Origin of the sequence: Frankia sp. AgB1.9, assembly GCF_016786355.1 — a bacterium.
Classification (GTDB): domain Bacteria; phylum Actinomycetota; class Actinomycetes; order Frankiales; family Frankiaceae; genus Pseudofrankia.
Genome location: NZ_JADWYX010000177.1, coordinates 1 through 15,287 on the forward strand (window position 1 = coordinate 1; position 15,287 = coordinate 15,287).

17 protein-coding genes are annotated in these 15,287 nt (G+C 70.0%); 11 read left to right on the forward strand and 6 right to left on the reverse strand.

The features are described from left to right. Positions 1-78 precede the first annotated feature (78 nt). The 3 genes from I6A60_RS38305 to I6A60_RS38315 all read right to left on the reverse strand — a co-directional run bounded on the left by I6A60_RS38305 (position 79) and on the right by I6A60_RS38315 (position 2,388). Positions 79-927: an SDR family NAD(P)-dependent oxidoreductase gene (locus I6A60_RS38305; RefSeq protein ID WP_203025415.1), complete on the reverse strand. Its 849-nt coding sequence runs from the start codon at positions 925-927 to the stop codon at positions 79-81. A gap of 12 nt (positions 928-939) precedes the next feature. Beyond that, entirely contained in the window at positions 940-1,227 is a 288-nt protein-coding gene (locus tag I6A60_RS38310; RefSeq protein ID WP_203025416.1) for a hypothetical protein, read from the reverse strand. A gap of 282 nt (positions 1,228-1,509) precedes the next feature. Next, positions 1,510-2,388 (reverse strand): NAD(P)H-binding protein, encoded by an 879-nt coding sequence (locus tag I6A60_RS38315; RefSeq protein WP_203025417.1) that lies wholly within the window; start codon positions 2,386-2,388, stop codon positions 1,510-1,512. A gap of 124 nt (positions 2,389-2,512) precedes the next feature. Between I6A60_RS38315 and I6A60_RS38320 the strand changes: the two genes are divergently transcribed. From I6A60_RS38320 to I6A60_RS38345, 6 genes are all read left to right on the forward strand, one after another. Then, a complete protein-coding gene (locus tag I6A60_RS38320; RefSeq protein WP_307874085.1) occupies positions 2,513-2,917 on the forward strand; it encodes a helix-turn-helix domain-containing protein in 405 nt (134 codons plus the stop codon). An 88-nt stretch (positions 2,918-3,005) separates the two neighbouring features. Further along, a complete protein-coding gene (locus I6A60_RS38325; RefSeq protein ID WP_203025418.1) occupies positions 3,006-3,386 on the forward strand; it encodes a YciI family protein in 381 nt (126 codons plus the stop codon). Then, the gene (locus I6A60_RS38330) at positions 3,368-4,459 is read left to right on the forward strand and encodes an RNA polymerase sigma factor (protein ID WP_203041823.1); all 1,092 of its coding nucleotides are present in this window, start codon (positions 3,368-3,370) and stop codon (positions 4,457-4,459) included. Before I6A60_RS38325 ends, I6A60_RS38330 begins: the two co-directional genes overlap by 19 nt. A 204-nt stretch (positions 4,460-4,663) precedes the next feature. After that, positions 4,664-5,599 (forward strand): intradiol ring-cleavage dioxygenase, encoded by a 936-nt coding sequence (locus tag I6A60_RS38335; RefSeq protein ID WP_203025420.1) that lies wholly within the window; start codon positions 4,664-4,666, stop codon positions 5,597-5,599. Between the two features lie 77 nt (positions 5,600-5,676). Then, positions 5,677-6,366: a DUF4291 domain-containing protein gene (locus I6A60_RS38340; protein WP_203025421.1), complete on the forward strand. Its 690-nt coding sequence runs from the start codon at positions 5,677-5,679 to the stop codon at positions 6,364-6,366. A gap of 355 nt (positions 6,367-6,721) precedes the next feature. Continuing rightward, entirely contained in the window at positions 6,722-8,293 is a 1,572-nt protein-coding gene (locus I6A60_RS38345; protein ID WP_203025422.1) for an alpha/beta hydrolase domain-containing protein, read from the forward strand. 47 nt (positions 8,294-8,340) lie between these two features. On the opposite strand, the gene I6A60_RS38350 is transcribed toward I6A60_RS38345, so the two are convergent. Next, entirely contained in the window at positions 8,341-8,682 is a 342-nt protein-coding gene (locus tag I6A60_RS38350) for a hypothetical protein (RefSeq protein ID WP_203025423.1), read from the reverse strand. A 65-nt stretch (positions 8,683-8,747) separates the two neighbouring features. Between I6A60_RS38350 and I6A60_RS38355 the strand changes: the two genes are divergently transcribed. Then, entirely contained in the window at positions 8,748-9,146 is a 399-nt protein-coding gene (locus I6A60_RS38355) for a VOC family protein (protein WP_203025424.1), read from the forward strand. On the opposite strand, the gene I6A60_RS38360 is transcribed toward I6A60_RS38355, so the two are convergent. Next, the gene (locus I6A60_RS38360) at positions 9,062-9,415 is read right to left on the reverse strand and encodes a pyridoxamine 5'-phosphate oxidase family protein (RefSeq protein ID WP_238437116.1); all 354 of its coding nucleotides are present in this window, start codon (positions 9,413-9,415) and stop codon (positions 9,062-9,064) included. The two genes, I6A60_RS38355 and I6A60_RS38360, sit on opposite strands and share 85 nt — an antisense overlap. A 100-nt stretch (positions 9,416-9,515) precedes the next feature. On the opposite strand from I6A60_RS38360, the gene I6A60_RS38365 reads away from it, so the two are divergent. After that, positions 9,516-10,019, forward strand: a complete 504-nt coding sequence (locus I6A60_RS38365; protein ID WP_203025425.1) for a MerR family transcriptional regulator — start codon at positions 9,516-9,518, stop codon at positions 10,017-10,019. Positions 10,020-10,220: 201 nt separating this feature from the next. Here the strand turns inward: I6A60_RS38365 and I6A60_RS38370 are convergent, their stop codons facing one another. Beyond that, positions 10,221-10,373 (reverse strand): hypothetical protein, encoded by a 153-nt coding sequence (locus tag I6A60_RS38370; RefSeq protein ID WP_203025426.1) that lies wholly within the window; start codon positions 10,371-10,373, stop codon positions 10,221-10,223. Between the two features lie 1,027 nt (positions 10,374-11,400). On the opposite strand from I6A60_RS38370, the gene I6A60_RS38375 reads away from it, so the two are divergent. The 3 genes from I6A60_RS38375 (at position 11,401) to I6A60_RS38380 (ending at position 14,119) form a co-directional block, all read left to right on the forward strand. After that, positions 11,401-12,618, forward strand: coding sequence for an effector-associated domain EAD1-containing protein (locus I6A60_RS38375; protein WP_203025427.1), 1,218 nt, complete (start codon positions 11,401-11,403; stop codon positions 12,616-12,618). Positions 12,619-12,836: 218 nt separating this feature from the next. Then, positions 12,837-12,962, forward strand: coding sequence for a hypothetical protein (locus I6A60_RS43060; RefSeq protein WP_255545452.1), 126 nt, complete (start codon positions 12,837-12,839; stop codon positions 12,960-12,962). After that, positions 12,959-14,119, forward strand: coding sequence for a cation:proton antiporter (locus I6A60_RS38380; protein WP_203025428.1), 1,161 nt, complete (start codon positions 12,959-12,961; stop codon positions 14,117-14,119). Before I6A60_RS43060 ends, I6A60_RS38380 begins: the two co-directional genes overlap by 4 nt. The last annotated feature ends 1,168 nt before the right edge of the window (positions 14,120-15,287 follow it).

The following is a 15,287-nucleotide window of genomic DNA, read 5'->3' on the forward strand; positions in this document are numbered from 1 at the left end:
CGCATTTTTTTTAACCCCCCCGGGCCCGGCGCGGCGCCCCCCGCCCCGGGCCGGCCACCGTCGTCTTACGGGCCGTTCCTAGCCCAGGCCGTAGCGGCGCATCATGAGGCGTTCGACGGCCCGGTTCGACAGCAGGCGGCGGGCCTGGAGCAGGTAGGGCTCTGTCCTGCCGACCGCGTGGATGGGGGCCGGGTCCGGGTCGCGGGCGACGGCGAGAATGCGGGCGGCGACGTCGGCCGGATCGCCGGCCAGGTCGTCCCCCTTGGCGGTCGCCTTCTGCACGGACGCGAACCCGGCCGCGTACGGAGAGCCTGGCCCCGGCCCGCTGCCCTTTCGGTTCACCCGTACACCGGTCTTGTAGTAGGCCGGCTCGACCAGGCAGATTCGAATGCCGAGCGGGCCGAGCTCCTGGCGGGCCGCCAGTGTGAATCCCCGCAGCGCCGCCTTCGACGCGACATAGGCCGACCGGTAGCCGACCGGGAACTCCGCCAGCAGCGAGGCGACGTTCACGACGTGGCCGCGCCCCCGAACTCGCATCGCCGGCAGGAATCGCTGGGTGAGCGCGACCGTACCGACGACGTTCACCGCGAACACGTGGGTGAGCGTGTCGGCGTCGGTCTCCTCGAAGGAACCGACCCAGCTTTCGCCGGCATTGTTGACGAGCAGGTCGATCGTGCCCGCGAGCCGGTCCAGGGCCGCCGCCGCTGCGGCTTCGATACTCGCCGCGTCACCCAGTTCAAGGCTCACGTAGTGGACGCCGTCGATCGGGTCGGCGAGCGATTTCGGATCCCGGCAGGTGCCCACGACCCGGTAACCGGCGGCGCTCAGCGCGATCGCCGTCGCCCGGCCGATCCCGCTGGACGCCCCGGTCACCAGCGCGCCGGGCGCGGTCGCGTTGGCGCCCGGCGTCTCACTGTTCTTCGTCATCTCGACCGAACGCTAGCCACGAAGACGCTTGCGCACCACCCGGAACAGCAGGTACAGCAGGACGAGGATCACCAGCACGACGATGAGCCCGATGGCGACGTGGCCACCGTTCCGCTGGTGCTTCTTGGCCGCCGCCAGCGGCGTCGCGGCCGAGGCGGCGCTCGCCGGCACCAACGCCAACGCACCCGCCGCCGCCACCACGTACCAGGCCCGGGTGGCGAGCCGCGTGAGGCGACCCACCGGGCGGCTGCTCACGAGGCGCCCACCAGCGAGGCGAGAAAGCCAACGGTCCCTGCTCATCGCCACTCCCGCGCGCTCGTGTTCCGTACCCGTCGACAACGAAACCCCCCATTACCCGACGCCCAGCCAACCCGAAACGTTGGCCGCCGACCTCCGCCCACCATCCGGCGGAATGTCGTTGGATTGGCCGTGATCGTAGCGGGGTGCCCCAGAAGTCCTTTCCGCGGGCCGCCCGCCGATCCGGGCCGTCACCCGGACGTCACGAGGCTGTCGGTAGGCGTTCCCGACGCGGGCCGCGGCTGCCCGCGCCGGCCCGCTATCGGGCGTTCCGGGTCGGAATCACTATGTCGCCGGGACGGCGCTGGCCGCCGTGGCCACGCGGATCGCCTGCAGTCTGGTGGTGGGCGAACGGCCGATGAGGTCCCGCAGGTCGTGGCGGTCGGTGAACAGCTCGCCGCGGGCCAGGCCGGCGTCGGCGTCGGCGAGCACGTCCGCGAAGTCGGCGGGCAGCCCCGCGCCGGCCAAGGTGGCGGCATACGCGTCGGTCGGCAGGTCGCGGTAGGCGACAGGCGTGCCGAGGACCTCGGCGAACGTCGCGGCGAGCTCCGTGAGAGTGAACGCCTCGCCGCCGAGTTCGTAGGTGGCGCCGGAGTGTCCTTCGCCCGTGAGGACGGCCGTGGCCGCGGCGGCGTAGTCAGCCCGACTGGCAGCGCTGACCCGGCCGTTCCCGGCAGCACCGAGGATCGCCGAGTGCTGGCGAATGACGGGAAGTTGGTCGGTGTAGTTCTCGAGGTACCAGCCGTTGCGCAGGATCACGTACGGGAGGTGACCGGTCCGCAGGTACTGCTCGGTGTCGCGGTGCTCCGTGGCGAGTCGCATCCGTGCGCTGTCCGCGTTGAGGATGCTGGTGTAGACGATCAGTGAGGCGCCGGCCGCTGCGGCGGCATCGATCGCCCGACGGTGACCGTCGTACCGCTGCCCGACGGTCGTCGTCGAGACCAGCAGGAGTCGTTCGGCGCCGCGGAACGCCTCGACGAGGCTGGCCGGACCGGTGAAGTCGGCCGTACGGATCGTGACGCCGGTCTGCTCGGCGACCAGCCCGAGCTTGGTCACATCGCGTCCGGTCGCGACGATCCGCCCGGCCGGCACCCCGGCGGCGAGGAGCTGATCGATGACGAGACGGCCGAGGTGCCCGGTCGCACCGGTGATCACAAGGGACACGATCTGCTCTTTTCGGTGGTGGAGGGTCTGTCCCCACCACTCAACGCAGGATGCTCTCCATTGGGAAGTACCTACCTCAAGGTGGGGTACTTACCGTACGGTGCGCTCTGCTATCGTCGCCACCGTGACCATCGAGGCGGGCGTGACCACCGACGCGCCGACGTGGGACCCGTACGCCCGAGGCTGCCCGTCCCGAGACCTGCTCGACCGCATTGGCGACAAATGGTCCGTCCTGATCTTGGCCGAGCTCGGCGATGGCCGCCCGCACCGCTTCGCCGCGATCCGCAACCGGATCGAGGGGATCAGCGAGAAGATGCTCACCCAGACGCTGCGTCACCTCGAACAGGACGGGCTCATCACCCGGACCGTCTACCCCGAGGTACCGCCCCGCGTCGAATACCAGCTCGCCGCCCTGGGTATCACCTTGCGCGCTCCGCTGGACGCCCTGTTGCACTGGTCCATCGCCCACGCGGCCGAGGTCGCGGCAGCCCGCGCCCGCTACGCCGAAGCCGCGACGCCGCGCGGGTGACGTCCAGATTCTTTCGCTGGCCTGTCGATTCGCTGCTGCTCTGCTCGTCACTGAGGTGTCAGCATCGAACGGATCGAGAGGACGTCTCATGCGCTACACGATCTTGCTGCACTACCCGGAGGCGATGGCGGCGGGCGAGCTCGACGAGGCCACCGTCCAGGCGGGCATGGCCGCCTTCCAGAAGTACGCCGCCGACCTCGATGCGGCGGGTCTCCTGATCTCCGCCGAGGTGCTCGCCGACTCCTCGGCGACCACGACCCTACGGAGCGTCGACGGCGAGTTCCGCATTCAGGACGGCCCCTTCGCGGACACCAAGGAACAGCTGGCCGGCACGTTCGTGATCGACGTCGCCGATCTGGATGCGGCGCTCGGGTGGGCGAAGCAGGCACCCTCGGTCGCGTGGGGGCCCGTCGAGGTACGGCCGGGGATGACCCACTGGCAGGACGGCGGGTGGCGGGCGCGGCAGTGACCAGCCCGGCTGTGAGCGTCCCCGACGAGGTTCGCGCCGCCGCCGAGGGCGCGGCGCGGACCTCCTACGGGCGGCTGGTCGCGCTGCTCGCCGCGCCGACCCGTGACATCGCCCTCGCGCAGGACGCGCTCGCCGATGCCTTCGAGCAGGCGCTGCGCACCTGGTCGGGCTCGGGTATCCCGGACAATCCCGAAGGGTGGCTGCTCACCGTGGCCCGCAACCGGCAGCGCGACGTGCTCAGGTCGGCGGCCCACCGCACGTCCCTGCCGCTGGACGCGGCCGTCGACGCGGACTCCGCGGCGGCCGTCGCGATCGATCCGTTCGCCGCCGTCGATCCGGAGACGATCCCCGACAAGCGGCTGGAACTGCTGTTCGCCTGCGCCCACCCCGCGATCGCGCCCGAGGCGCGGACCCCGCTCATGCTGCACACCGTGCTCGGCTTCGACGCGGCCAGCATCGCCACCGCGTTCCGGGCGCGGCCGGCCACGATGGCGCAGCGGCTGGTCCGGGCGAAGCGCCGCATCCGTGCCACCGGCATACCGTTCGCCATTCCGACCCGCGCGGACCTGCCCGAACGGCTCGGCTTCGTCCTCGAGGCGATCTATGGCGCCTACACGATCGACTGGGAGTCGCTCGGCGCGCCGGACGCCCAGGGCGCACCGGGTGAGTCGCTCGCCGCGGAGTCGCTTTATCTCGCCGTCACCGTCGCGGCGCTGCTGAAGACCGAGCCCGAAGCGTGGGGGCTCGCCGCCCTCATCGCCCTGTCGTCGTCCCGCGCTCCCGCGCGCTGGCCTGAGGGCGTATTCGTGCCCTTCGCCGACCAGGACCCGCGGCGCTGGGACGCGGCCCTCATCCGCGAGGGCGAGGCCTATCTACGCCGTGCTCATGCGCTCGGGTACCCGGCCGGCCGGTTCCAGCTCGAGGCCGCGATCCAGTCGGTACACGCCGACCGCCGACGGACCGGCGTGACCGACCGGGACGCCCTGCTCCGGCTCTACCGAGCCCTCGTCACCATCGCGCCGACCCAGGGCGCCCGCGACGCCCTCGCCGCCGTCGAGGACAACCTCGCCTGAACGGACCGTCCATCTTGCCGCGAGGCGCTGGACAGAGGGCCGGGTTGGCGGACGGTCGGCGCGAGAGGTACCGCCAGCCGTCAAGGGGTCGACGTCGGCGAAACGACACGGTTGTAGAGCCAGGCCACAGGATGCTCACAGGGAACACTCAGGCCGTTCCGCCAGGCTGCGGGGAAGCGGAAGCCGAACGGCAGAGGAGAGCACATGGCCGACGACCCATCGGACCACCGAGGAAGCACGCAGGGACGGCCTTCACTCCAGCGAATCGAACCAGACGCGGCCGTCCAGCCGGCGGCCTTCGACCTCGGCGCCGTGCCGAGCCGTCGACGGCTGCTCACCTTGCTTGGACTGGGGGCCGCGGCGGCCGGCCTCACGGCCTGCGGGGCAGGATCCGTGGCCCCGTCGACCGCGTCGACCGGCGCGGTGGCGAGCGCGTCCGCGTCCGCGTCGACCAGTGGCGGAGCCGACGAGATTCCCGAGGAGACCGCCGGGCCCTACCCGGGCGACGGGTCGAACGGCCCTGACGTGCTGGAGCAGAGCGGGATCGTCCGCAGCGACATCCGCTCCAGTTTCGGCACGGCCACCGGCTCCGCTCAGGGTGTTCCGATGACCCTGGAGCTGACCATCACCGACCTCGTGAACAGCGCTCCCTTCAAAGGAGCGGCAGTCTACGTGTGGCACTGCGACCGTGAGGGTCGTTACTCGCTTTACTCCAGCGGTGTTACGGACCAGAACTACCTGCGCGGCGTCCAGGTCGCCAGCACGGACGGCGTCGTGCGTTTCACCAGCATCTTTCCCGCCTGCTATTCAGGGCGCTGGCCGCACATCCATTTCGAGGTCTATCCCGACCAGGCCAGCATCACCGACAGCACCAAGGCCATCGCCACATCCCAGGTCGCGCTCCCCAAGAACACCTGCGACCAGGTCTACGCGCAGCCGGGCTACCAGCAGTCCGTCACGAACCTGGCCAGAGTCAGCCTCACCAGCGACAACGTCTTCGGCGACGACGGCGGCGTCCACGAACTGGGCACCGTGACCGGCAACACCACCAGTGGCTACACGGTCTCACTCGCCGTCGGCGTCGACACCACCACATCTCCCGGCGGCGGCCAGCTTCCCGGCGCGCCACGCGGCGGCTGAAGGTGAGGCCGCCGGGGCCGTCCCGATGGAAAAGGAAATGACGGGTCCGGGGTCATACCGATATCCTGCAATGCGAGATGAGAGAAGTCACAACCCACAAAGAGATCGACGCGAACGGCGGGCAGGGCTCGGTCGACCGGCGGACCGCTGATGGTGCCGGGAGGCGTGAGCTCCTGGCGAGTCAGACCGGCGAGACGGTGACGGTCTATCAGGCCTACTCGCCGGCGATCGCCGAGCCGGCGCTGCGGGCGGGGACGTTCGTCGAACCGTTCCGGGTCGGCCGGATGACGTGGGTGAAGCCATCGTTCCTGTGGATGATGTACCGCTGTGGTTGGGCGACGAAGCCGGATCAGGAGCGCGTCCTGGCGGTCGAGATCGGCCGGGATGATCTGCTGTGGGCCCTGGCCCGGGCGTGCCTGAGCTCGTTCGAACCCGGGCCGCACGCGGACGAGCAGTCCTGGCGGGCGGCGCTGGCGGCGGCGCCGGTGCGGGTCCAGTGGGACCCCGATCGTGACCTGCAGTTGCGCCCTACCGGCCGGCGCGCCATCCAGATCGGTCTTGGCCCGGAGGCCAGCCGGCGCTACGTGTCCTCCTGGATCCGCTCGATCCGTGACGTGACACCACTCGCCCACGAGATCCACGCCCGGGTCCAGGCTGATGACCTCGCGGGTGCCCGGGCTCTGCTGCCCGACGAGCGCCCGCTGCCGCTACCTCCGGAGATCGCTCATCGCCTGGGCGCCAGCCTGACGGGACGCGGTAGCGCTTAACCAGAATTCCGGCCGAAGTGAGATTCGCGGCCCCTTTTCTGTCTCGGTTTGTTTGCCTACGCTTCGAGTCCGCCCGCGTCGACGCCAATGCCTGTCGTGCGGGTGGGTTAGCGCTGCCATAAACTGTTTTATCGTCGACCAGCTGGGTTGTCATCGGTCATAGCTGCTCCCGCCGATTTCCGGATTATTCGCCAAAGATCTTTTCGCGTCGTCGACCTACGCTTGGCGTGCCCGGCGCAATCCCCGGAAAGGCGGTCGGCGGTTCACCCCGCGCCCGGCCACGTTGCCGCCGCGCATTCCTCCATCCCTTCATGGCCACGGGCCGCGCCCGCGACGGTCGACAGGAGACCACCTCATGGCAAGCCTGAGAATCCCCAAAGAAAGGGCCCATCGTCGGGCCGGACCGGCCGGGTCGGCCTACGGCCGAGGCAGTCGGAGCCGACGCTGGCGGTTAGTGCCGGCGGTGATCCTCGCCTGCCTGGGCATGGTGGCCGTGGCCTCCTGCGTCCCGGCCCTGCCGGGCGGCGGCGGGCCGGTGGCGACCACGCCACCGCCGGGACCGGCGGCGGACCTCTCGCAACGGCTGACCGGCGGGAACGGCGTGTACCTAGGTACGGCCGTCTCGCAGGATCTGGGCCAGCTCGGCTACACCCAGGACGAGTTCGCCGCGGCCGGGACCGCGACGGACTACAAGGCCGCCGGAACGCTCACCGGGGACGGCCTGTGGACGTTCCAGCCCAACACCACGGCCGCCTACCGGACCAGGGTGCTGGTGCGCCGTCCGGCGGACGCCGCGAAGTTCAGCGGCAACGTCATCGTCGAGTGGCTGAACGTCAGTGGTGGCGTCGATGCCGCGCCCGAGTGGGACAACATGTCCGAGGAGATCACCCGTAGCGGGGACGTCTGGGTCGGTGTGTCGGCCCAGCAGGTCGGCGTGATCGGCGGACAGGTGCTCGTCCAGGCCCCCGGACCCGGCTCGGACCAGGCCGGCAAAGGACTGAAGACGATCGACCCGGCCCGGTACGGCTCACTGACCCACCCCGGTGACGGCTACTCGTTCGACATGTTCACCCAGGTCGCCCGCGCGGTCCGTGCCGGCGCAGGCCTGGGCGGGCTGACGCCGCGGCACGTGATCGCCGCGGGCGAGTCCCAGTCGGCCTTCGCGATGGTGACCTACTACAACGGCGTCCAGCCGCTGACGGACGAGTTCGACGGCTTCTTCGTCCACAGCCGGGGCGCCGCGGGTCTCCCGCTGGTCGATCCCGGCAAGAGCGCTGACCTCTCCAGCGCGCTGATCGGAGGCACGACGACGACCTTCCGCACCGACGTGCCCGCGCCAGTCATGGACATCCAGACCGAGACGGACCTGACCAGCATTCTCGGCTCGGCGAAGGCGCGGCAGCCCGACAGCGACAGGTTCCGGCTGTGGGAGGTCCCCGGCACCGCGCACGCCGACGCCCACCTGCTCGGCGCCGCCGCCGCCTCGATCGACTGCGGCGTACCGATCAACAACGGCCCGATGCACATCGTGGCCAAGGCCGCGCTGCACGCGCTGAACGTCTGGGTGAACACGGGCCAGGTCCCCGTCACCGCACCCCGGATCACCATCCAGGACGGCCTGTTCCCCTCGGTTAGCCGGAACTCGGACGGCATCGCCCTCGGCGGCATCCGCACCCCGCCCGTGGACGTGCCCGTCGAGGTTCTCTCGGGTGACCCGGGCCCGAACCTGTCGGCGATCTGCCTGCTGCTCGGCTCGACCAAGCCGCTGTCGGCCGCGCGCATCGCCCAGCTCTACCCGGGCGGCGTCGCCGACTACCAGCAGCGCTACAACGCTGGCGCGGACGCGGCGATCAGGGCGGGCTTCGTCCTACCCGAGGACCGCGCCGCCCTGCTGGCCTACGCCGAGCCGGCCCGCGTCACCGGCTGACATCGGTGTTCGGGCGATCAGCCGGCCTCCGGCTGATCGCCCGGACGTCAGGCGAAGGAGAGCGCGCCGTAGGTGATGCAGAAACCCAGGGCGGTGATCGTCGTGAACGCGGTGACGAGAACCAGGGCCACGACAGTCGTGACCCGACCGTGGGCACGCGGACCGGTCGTCGACGGCGGCATGTACGACGTCGGCAGCGGGCCGCCACGACGAAAGGCCGGGTCGGGCCGGGCGGCGGGGTCGAGCGGTTGGTCGGGGTCGGCGGCGAGCGCGAGCGCGGCCAGCTCGTCGTCGGTGATGCCGCCCTCGACCAGCTCCACCAGCCCGGCGGCGGCGAAGCCACCGCGGTCAGTCCCGACGAACGACTGTCCTTGCGGATTCGCGCCCATCACTCGACGCTACGTCGTGGCCGTTGACAGCGCTAGCACGGAGCGGGCCTGCAAGACTCGATCGCATGCTTGATCACCTGGCGCTTCAGGTCTCCGACGTTCTGGCGAGCGCCTCGTTCTACGAGACCGTCCTTGCTCCGCTCGGTGGCAGTCGGCTGGTGCAGTTCGAGCGCGACACCGGCACCGTCGTCGGGTTCGGCGCCACCAGACCGACCTTCTGGCTCGGCCCCGTGACGACGACCGGGACCGCGCGGGAGGCACACATCGCCTTCGCCGCGCCAGACCGTGACGCTGTGCGCGCCTTCGAGACCGCCGCGGTCGCCGCCGGGGCGGAGGTGCTGCATACCGCCAGGCTCTGGCCGGAGTATCACCCGTCGTACTACGGCGCCTTCGTCCGCGACCCGGACGGGAACAACATCGAGGCCGTCTGCCGCACCCCAGAGGACGACGCACCGTCCAGGTGATGGCGCGGACGACCCTCGGTGATCGTTGCCGTTGTCTCCAGGCCGAGCCAGTGCGGATGCGCGCCGAAGACGAACAGCGAGCAGCGCGGGTCGCGGCGCAGGTTCTTCGTCCGGACCAGAGGCCCGGTGCCGGTGGCCCAGACCTTCCCGTCGAACGCGGCCACCTCGATCCGAGCCATATGAGCCGTGCCGTCGGGCCGCAGCGTGATCATTGCGGCGTCTGGGTGGCGCCAGACGAAGTCGAGTGCCTGTTCGTTGGCCACGGTCATTCCCCCTTCTCGGACAGCGCCGTTGTGGGCGTCGTCGGGTTTGGAACGATCGTGTCGGTTCAAGCCAGCTTGAACGCAACCACCAATTGAGGCGGGGCCGGTGGACGAGGAGCTCGTGCCGATCGACGAGGTCGCCCGTCGCGTCGGGCTGCGCGCGTCGGCGATCCGCTACTACGAGCAGCGCGGCCTGATCGCCCCGGCGGTGCAGTCCGCCGGGCGCCGCTGGTATTGCCCGGCCGAGATCCGCCGGCTGGCCGTCATCCGCTACTGGCAGAGATCCGCCCTCATGAGCCTCGACGACATCGCCGACCTGCTGGCCAGCCGTCCAGACCCCGCCTGGAAGCGGGTGATCGAGGCACAGATCGAGTCCCTACAGGTCAGGCCGATCGGCTCCTCGCGGCCCGCGCGCTGCTCGAACACACCCTCGACCACCACCGCGATGCACCGCCGGACGGTTGCCCCCACTACGAACAGCTCATCTGGACCAGCGAGGGGCCTGCGGACCACCATGACCACCAGCGATGAGCTGGTAATAGCCGTCGGCCCAGGACGAGGACACGCCTGGACCGCCGTCGATCTGCCCGACGGTCCCGCCGTGTGTTGACGCGCGGAGGCGCGGCTCAGGACCAGGCCACCGCCGACGGCCGCACCGAGATCCCGGGCGCCTGGCCTGCGCAGACGCCGATCATCCGGCTAGCTGGCCAAGCTACTGCACCTTGATCGAGAACTGCGCAGGGATAAAGGGGGCAAATTGGGGTGGCGAACGACGTTTTGCCTGCGCAGCGAGTGATCAAGGCATCCTTGATCACCGAATGCGCAGGGGGAACGGGCGCCCGGGGTGGTCGGTCCTCCCGACAAGATCAACGTGGATGAGGATCGTGTGCCACGGCTTGCCGCGGCCGGCGTTCGGGCTGCCCGCCGCGATGACGACGGCGGTACGGCACGTCCTGTCGCCCATGGCCGTGGGAATGCGTACACGCCGTCAGCACTGGAGCGGCTGCGTGGCAAAGGCGGCCCCGTGTTGCGGGCTCTCACGCGGCGGTTCGGGTTCGGCCCGGCCGCCGTACCGGAGACGGCCATCGACCGGCTGGAGGAAATGATCGCGGCGACGCCGGTTCCCCCGCTTGGCGCGTCCTTCCGACCATTCTCGACCATGATCGGTTAGAGGCGGTCGCGGCGCTACGGTCGCTGCCGACCTCGCTGCTCGTCGGAGACGCCGACGTCATGACGCCGATCGAACACAGCAGAGTTCTGGCCGACGCCCTGCCGGATGCCGAACTCGCCATCTAGAAAGGCGCCGGGCCCGCAGTGATCCTCGAACAGCCAGAGGCCGTCAACGCCCACCTACGGGCCCTCGTGCATCGGGCGCAGCACGCGACCCGCAGCCCCGACCGTGCCTCGCGACCGAAGACAGTCGACGCCCTTTGCCATGAACGTCGCCGATCGTGTTCGAGAACCGAACAGTCAGATCTGCTCACCGTCAGCGTCGCGACCGGCCATCTGTCGTTCGCGCCGAGGATTTTCAGGCGCAGGTCCCCGATTGGATGCCGCTGGGTAAGGACACTACCGTCCTTGCCTCCGGAGTCGTCGAGATCGCCATGGGCGCGACCCTGATCGGCCTGCCGTGCCACCTGCGTCTCGTCGGCGCGACCTGGCCGCCTTCGTGGTCGCGGCGTTCCCAACAACATCAGCAAATACACCGGCACCGCGACGGACTCGGCCTCGACGCCGACCATGAATGTGCGATCCGTCTGCTCCCTCCAGCGCCGCCATGGTCGGGGAGTTGTTGGGCGTAGGCCCGGCGTGGACGACCGTTCGGTCGGAACCCGGTGTCGGCGGGGCCGTGACGGTGACTCGGGGCATGCCGACCTTCGACCTGGCCTCAGCGTTTGACCAAGCCCCTGGAGGGCGCCGTTCAATGCGTCTGGATGCGTTCGCTCCAACCCGATCGTCCTAAGTCGCCGGCCAGTGGCAGACTGATGGCCATGCAGCCAACGGGTGGGGCGCAGAAACCACTGCACGACGACGAGATCATCGAGCTTGCGAAGGTATTCTACGACCGGACATCGGCACGGCACCTGCTCGACGAGGCAGGGCTCCCACCCGAACTCTTGCCAATCCAAGACGCGTCGTCAGAGCGGTTCTGGCGAGAGGTCAACCGCGAGCTGACGTTCGGTATTGTCGAGGACGGTCGTGCGCGAATACTCGCAGCCGCGCTACGCCGGTATCCCGCAAATATCGTCTTCCGTCGGTGGGTTAGTCGTCTCGGCGACGACTCCGGTGACCCGAGCAAGATAAACGCACCGATCTCCTGCTCCTCAATGGGAGGCCACCTCGAGGCCTTCGTCGTCGATGACGCTGGCCAGCTATGGCACCGTTGGCTCATTCAGGACCGGGGCTGGTCCGCTTGGAGCAACATGTGGCGACCCGGCGGCCAGGTTGCCGCCGTCGCTGCGGGATCCCACGACTACGGTCATCAGGAGGTCGCCGTAGCCATCGGCCGCGTCGTGCACCACCGGTGGTGGGACGGCGGCTGGTCCGACTGGCACGAAATGCCAGCTCTCGGAGCGACGATCAAGGACCTATCGTTTTCCTCGCATTCGTCTGGCGCCTGGGAGATCTTTGCCATCGACGATGCGGGACGGCTCCATCACCGCTGGTGGAACCGGGAAGCCGGCTGGTCCAACTGGCACCACATGGCTGGTCCCGGGAACAGAGCGCTGAGCGCGATCGCCGCGGGTTCACACTCCCCGGGGCAGCAGGAACTGGTTGCCGTCGCGGACGGCGAGCTCTGGCATCGTTGGTGGATACCCGGCCCCGGTTGGTCCGACTGGGGTCAACTGGGCGGGCTTGACATGCGAGCCACCGATGTGGCGGTGTCGTCACTGACAAAAGGACATTTCGAAATCTTCGCGGTCAGCGCCTCTGGCCGGCTGCGACACCGTTGGTACTGGCCGGACCCAAACTGGTCAGACTGGACGGACATGCCTACTCCCACCCAGTGGAACGCGGGCTCTGCCCCGGCCGGGACGGCGGCCACCGTCGCGGCGGGTTCCCACTCCGACCGCCACCAGGAAATCTTCACCCTGACCACCGATGGCAGGGTGTACCACGCGTGGAACTGGCTCAAGGACGATGGCCTGCCGAACTGGAAGTCGTCGTCCGAATGGTCCGCCTGGCACGAGATGCCACTGATCGGGTAATCGGGCGGTCGATCTCACTGCCACCCGCAGTGCCCGGGCCGTCGCGATCATTCTGCGTTTCCTACGACCGGGAACACAGTCGCCTCCGCGCTGCTCCGCGCGCGACGTTGGTGGTCTTGAGGACCATCTGAGGATCGTCGGGAAGTGCGATCGACGACACCCGGCGTGGCCCGACCCTCGCGTCGCGCCAGCGGGCCGCGCGGTTGGAAGCTGACGTCATGCCCGACATCCGCTGGACGGACTCCCCGCAGGAGCCCGACCAGAACACCGACGACCCGCGCCGAATCGCAACCCTCGACGACGGACGCCCGGACGCCTGGACGCAGCCGGCAGCCCGCGAATGAGCCTGGCGATACTCGCGCTGATCTCGGTCGCCGGACTCGCCGGTCCGCTGCTGGGACTGTCCCGGCGATGGGGGCTGCCCGTCGTCGTCGGCGAACTGGTCGCCGGGGTCGCGCTCGGGTCGACCGGCCTGGGTGTGCTGCACGCCACCGACCCGACGTTCACCTTCCTGGCCAACCTCGGCTTCGCGCTCGTCATGTTCGTCGCCGGCTCACACGTCCCGATCCGCGACCCCGCGCTACGCGAGGCGGTAGCTGTCGGCGCCCAGCGCGCGATCCTGGTCGGCGCGGCCGCGGTCCCGGTCGCGTTCGGCATCGCCCGGGGGTTCCACACCGGCCACGTCCCGCTCTACGTGGTACTGCTCGCCTCCTCATCCGCCGCCCTGATCCTGCCGATCATCGACACCCTGCACCTGACCGGAACCCCGATCCTGCGCCTGCTGCCCCAGGTCGCGATCGCGGACGCGGCATGCATCGTCGCGCTGCCACTCGCGATCGACCCAGGCCGGGCCGGCCGGTCCGCCCTCGGAGCACTCGCCGTCATCGGCTGTTCCGTCGTCCTCTACGCCGTCCTGCGCCTGGTCGAGCGCCGCGGCTGGCGGCGGCGGATGCACAAGCTGTCCGAGCGGCGCAGGTTCGCCTTGGAACTGCGGCTCAGCCTCGCCCTGCTGTTCGGCCTCGCTGCCCTCGCGCAGGCGACCCGCGTCTCGATCATGCTCGCCGGGTTCTGCTTCGGCCTGGCCGTCGCGGCCGTCGGGGAGCCGCGCAGGCTGGCCCGACAACTGTTCGCCCTGACGGAAGGATTCCTCGGTCCGGTCTTCTTCGTCTGGCTCGGCGCGTCCCTTGACCTCGCCGCCCTCGCCGACCGGCCTGCCCTGATCGGCCTCGGCGTCGCCCTCGGCCTCGGCGCCGCGCTCACTCACCTCGCCACGCGAGTGACCGGTCAGCCGGCTGCCCTCGGGGCACTCGCCAGCGCCCAGCTCGGTGTACCCGTCGCCGCAGCCACCCTCGGCACCCAGGCGCACCTGCTCGCCAACGGAGAACCCGCCGCGTTGATCCTCGGGGCCCTGATCACCATTGCCGTCGCCACCGCCGCCGCGCTTCTCGCCGCACGAACCGGACCGGTCACAACCCCCGACCCGACCGGGCCACCCGGATAGAAGGCGCGCCTCCCAACTTCGTCGTTGGCCTCTCGGCATCCGTCGGCCCGCCTTCCGCGATCTGCTCAACGAGCACGGAGGAGCTGGCAAAACCCCAGGCCAAGGTCGGTCGGACCGTTCTTTGCTGCGGATCGCGTCGATCACGAGGGCGCGATGGCCGCTGTGAGGCACCGACTGGCTTCGCATCGCCGACCTGGTCGGCCGGTACCAGAATCTTCCGCTCGGCACCGTCGACGCCTCCGTGATCGCGTGCGCGGAACGTCTCGGTATCGACGAGGTCGCGACGGTCGACAGACGCCACTTCACCGTCGTCAAGCCAAACCGGACGTTCAGCCTGCTGCCCTGAGGCCGTCTCCCCGGTGCACCAGCATCTGTTGATCTTCCAGTGATTCCGTCATCGAGGGAGCCTCGTCGGGGCTGGCGGGTGACGTCAGCGCCGATCATCCAGCGGCCAGGTGGTCTGGACGGTGCTCTCCATGCTGCCCGGCCCGGGTCTCGCAGCGGACGGGACTGCTTGCGGTGCGGAGCGGTCGGCGTCGGGGGCCGCTGGTTCGACATTGGAGTGCGCCGCTGGCGGGCGTCGCGTGGGTGGGGCGGTCCGGGCCGCGTCGCCTGGCGCCGGCCTTGGGCGGCCGTCGTGGGTGCCATCGCGATGGCCGGCGGGACACGGCGACCGCCATAATCGCCCGGAGCCCGGCGCGCCGCGGGTCGCCGCGAGTTCAACCCTTCAGCGTGCACGCCCCGGCATCACGGTGGCCCTCGCGCTGGCCCTGACGGAGGGCATCATGCGGGCCCTCACGGAGACCATCGCGCTGCGGTTGTTGGGATGTGCGGTTCGGTCGGGGTGACGGTCGCGGTGTTAGCGGCGGTGACATGCGCAGTGTCAGTGGCTCGCAGGCTGGAGGGTTGGCCTGTCGGCAGGTTGCTGGCGATCACTGATGGTTGTCGGGGGCGTCGAGCGTCCCGGGAGATGCCGTCTTCCGGGCCTGGTCGGGCGCCCCGACTGGCCGCCGGCTGGGCGGGTGCCCCGCCCGAGAGAGCTGGCCCGCCTACGCCACGGCCATCCGCGAACTGGTCGACCAAGCCGCCTTAGAGGGTGTCTCACGTGGCTGGTTGGATCTTGGTTCATGATCTGAGGTGTGAACGACCGCCTTGCCCTGCGGCTGGT

Coding starts and splice junctions, on each gene's coding strand:
- I6A60_RS38305 (WP_203025415.1), bottom strand. CDS start 927: ATGACGAAGAACAGTGAGACGCCGGGCGCCAACGCGACCGCGCCCGGC.
- I6A60_RS38310 (WP_203025416.1), bottom strand. CDS start 1,227: ATGAGCAGGGACCGTTGGCTTTCTCGCCTCGCTGGTGGGCGCCTCGTG.
- I6A60_RS38325 (WP_203025418.1), top strand. CDS start 3,006: ATGCGCTACACGATCTTGCTGCACTACCCGGAGGCGATGGCGGCGGGC.
- I6A60_RS38335 (WP_203025420.1), top strand. CDS start 4,664: ATGGCCGACGACCCATCGGACCACCGAGGAAGCACGCAGGGACGGCCT.
- I6A60_RS38340 (WP_203025421.1), top strand. CDS start 5,677: ATGAGAGAAGTCACAACCCACAAAGAGATCGACGCGAACGGCGGGCAG.
- I6A60_RS38345 (WP_203025422.1), top strand. CDS start 6,722: ATGGCAAGCCTGAGAATCCCCAAAGAAAGGGCCCATCGTCGGGCCGGA.
- I6A60_RS38350 (WP_203025423.1), bottom strand. CDS start 8,682: ATGGGCGCGAATCCGCAAGGACAGTCGTTCGTCGGGACTGACCGCGGT.
- I6A60_RS38355 (WP_203025424.1), top strand. CDS start 8,748: ATGCTTGATCACCTGGCGCTTCAGGTCTCCGACGTTCTGGCGAGCGCC.
- I6A60_RS38360 (WP_238437116.1), bottom strand. CDS start 9,415: ATGACCGTGGCCAACGAACAGGCACTCGACTTCGTCTGGCGCCACCCA.
- I6A60_RS38370 (WP_203025426.1), bottom strand. CDS start 10,373: ATGGGCGACAGGACGTGCCGTACCGCCGTCGTCATCGCGGCGGGCAGC.
- I6A60_RS38375 (WP_203025427.1), top strand. CDS start 11,401: ATGCAGCCAACGGGTGGGGCGCAGAAACCACTGCACGACGACGAGATC.
- I6A60_RS43060 (WP_255545452.1), top strand. CDS start 12,837: ATGCCCGACATCCGCTGGACGGACTCCCCGCAGGAGCCCGACCAGAAC.
- I6A60_RS38380 (WP_203025428.1), top strand. CDS start 12,959: ATGAGCCTGGCGATACTCGCGCTGATCTCGGTCGCCGGACTCGCCGGT.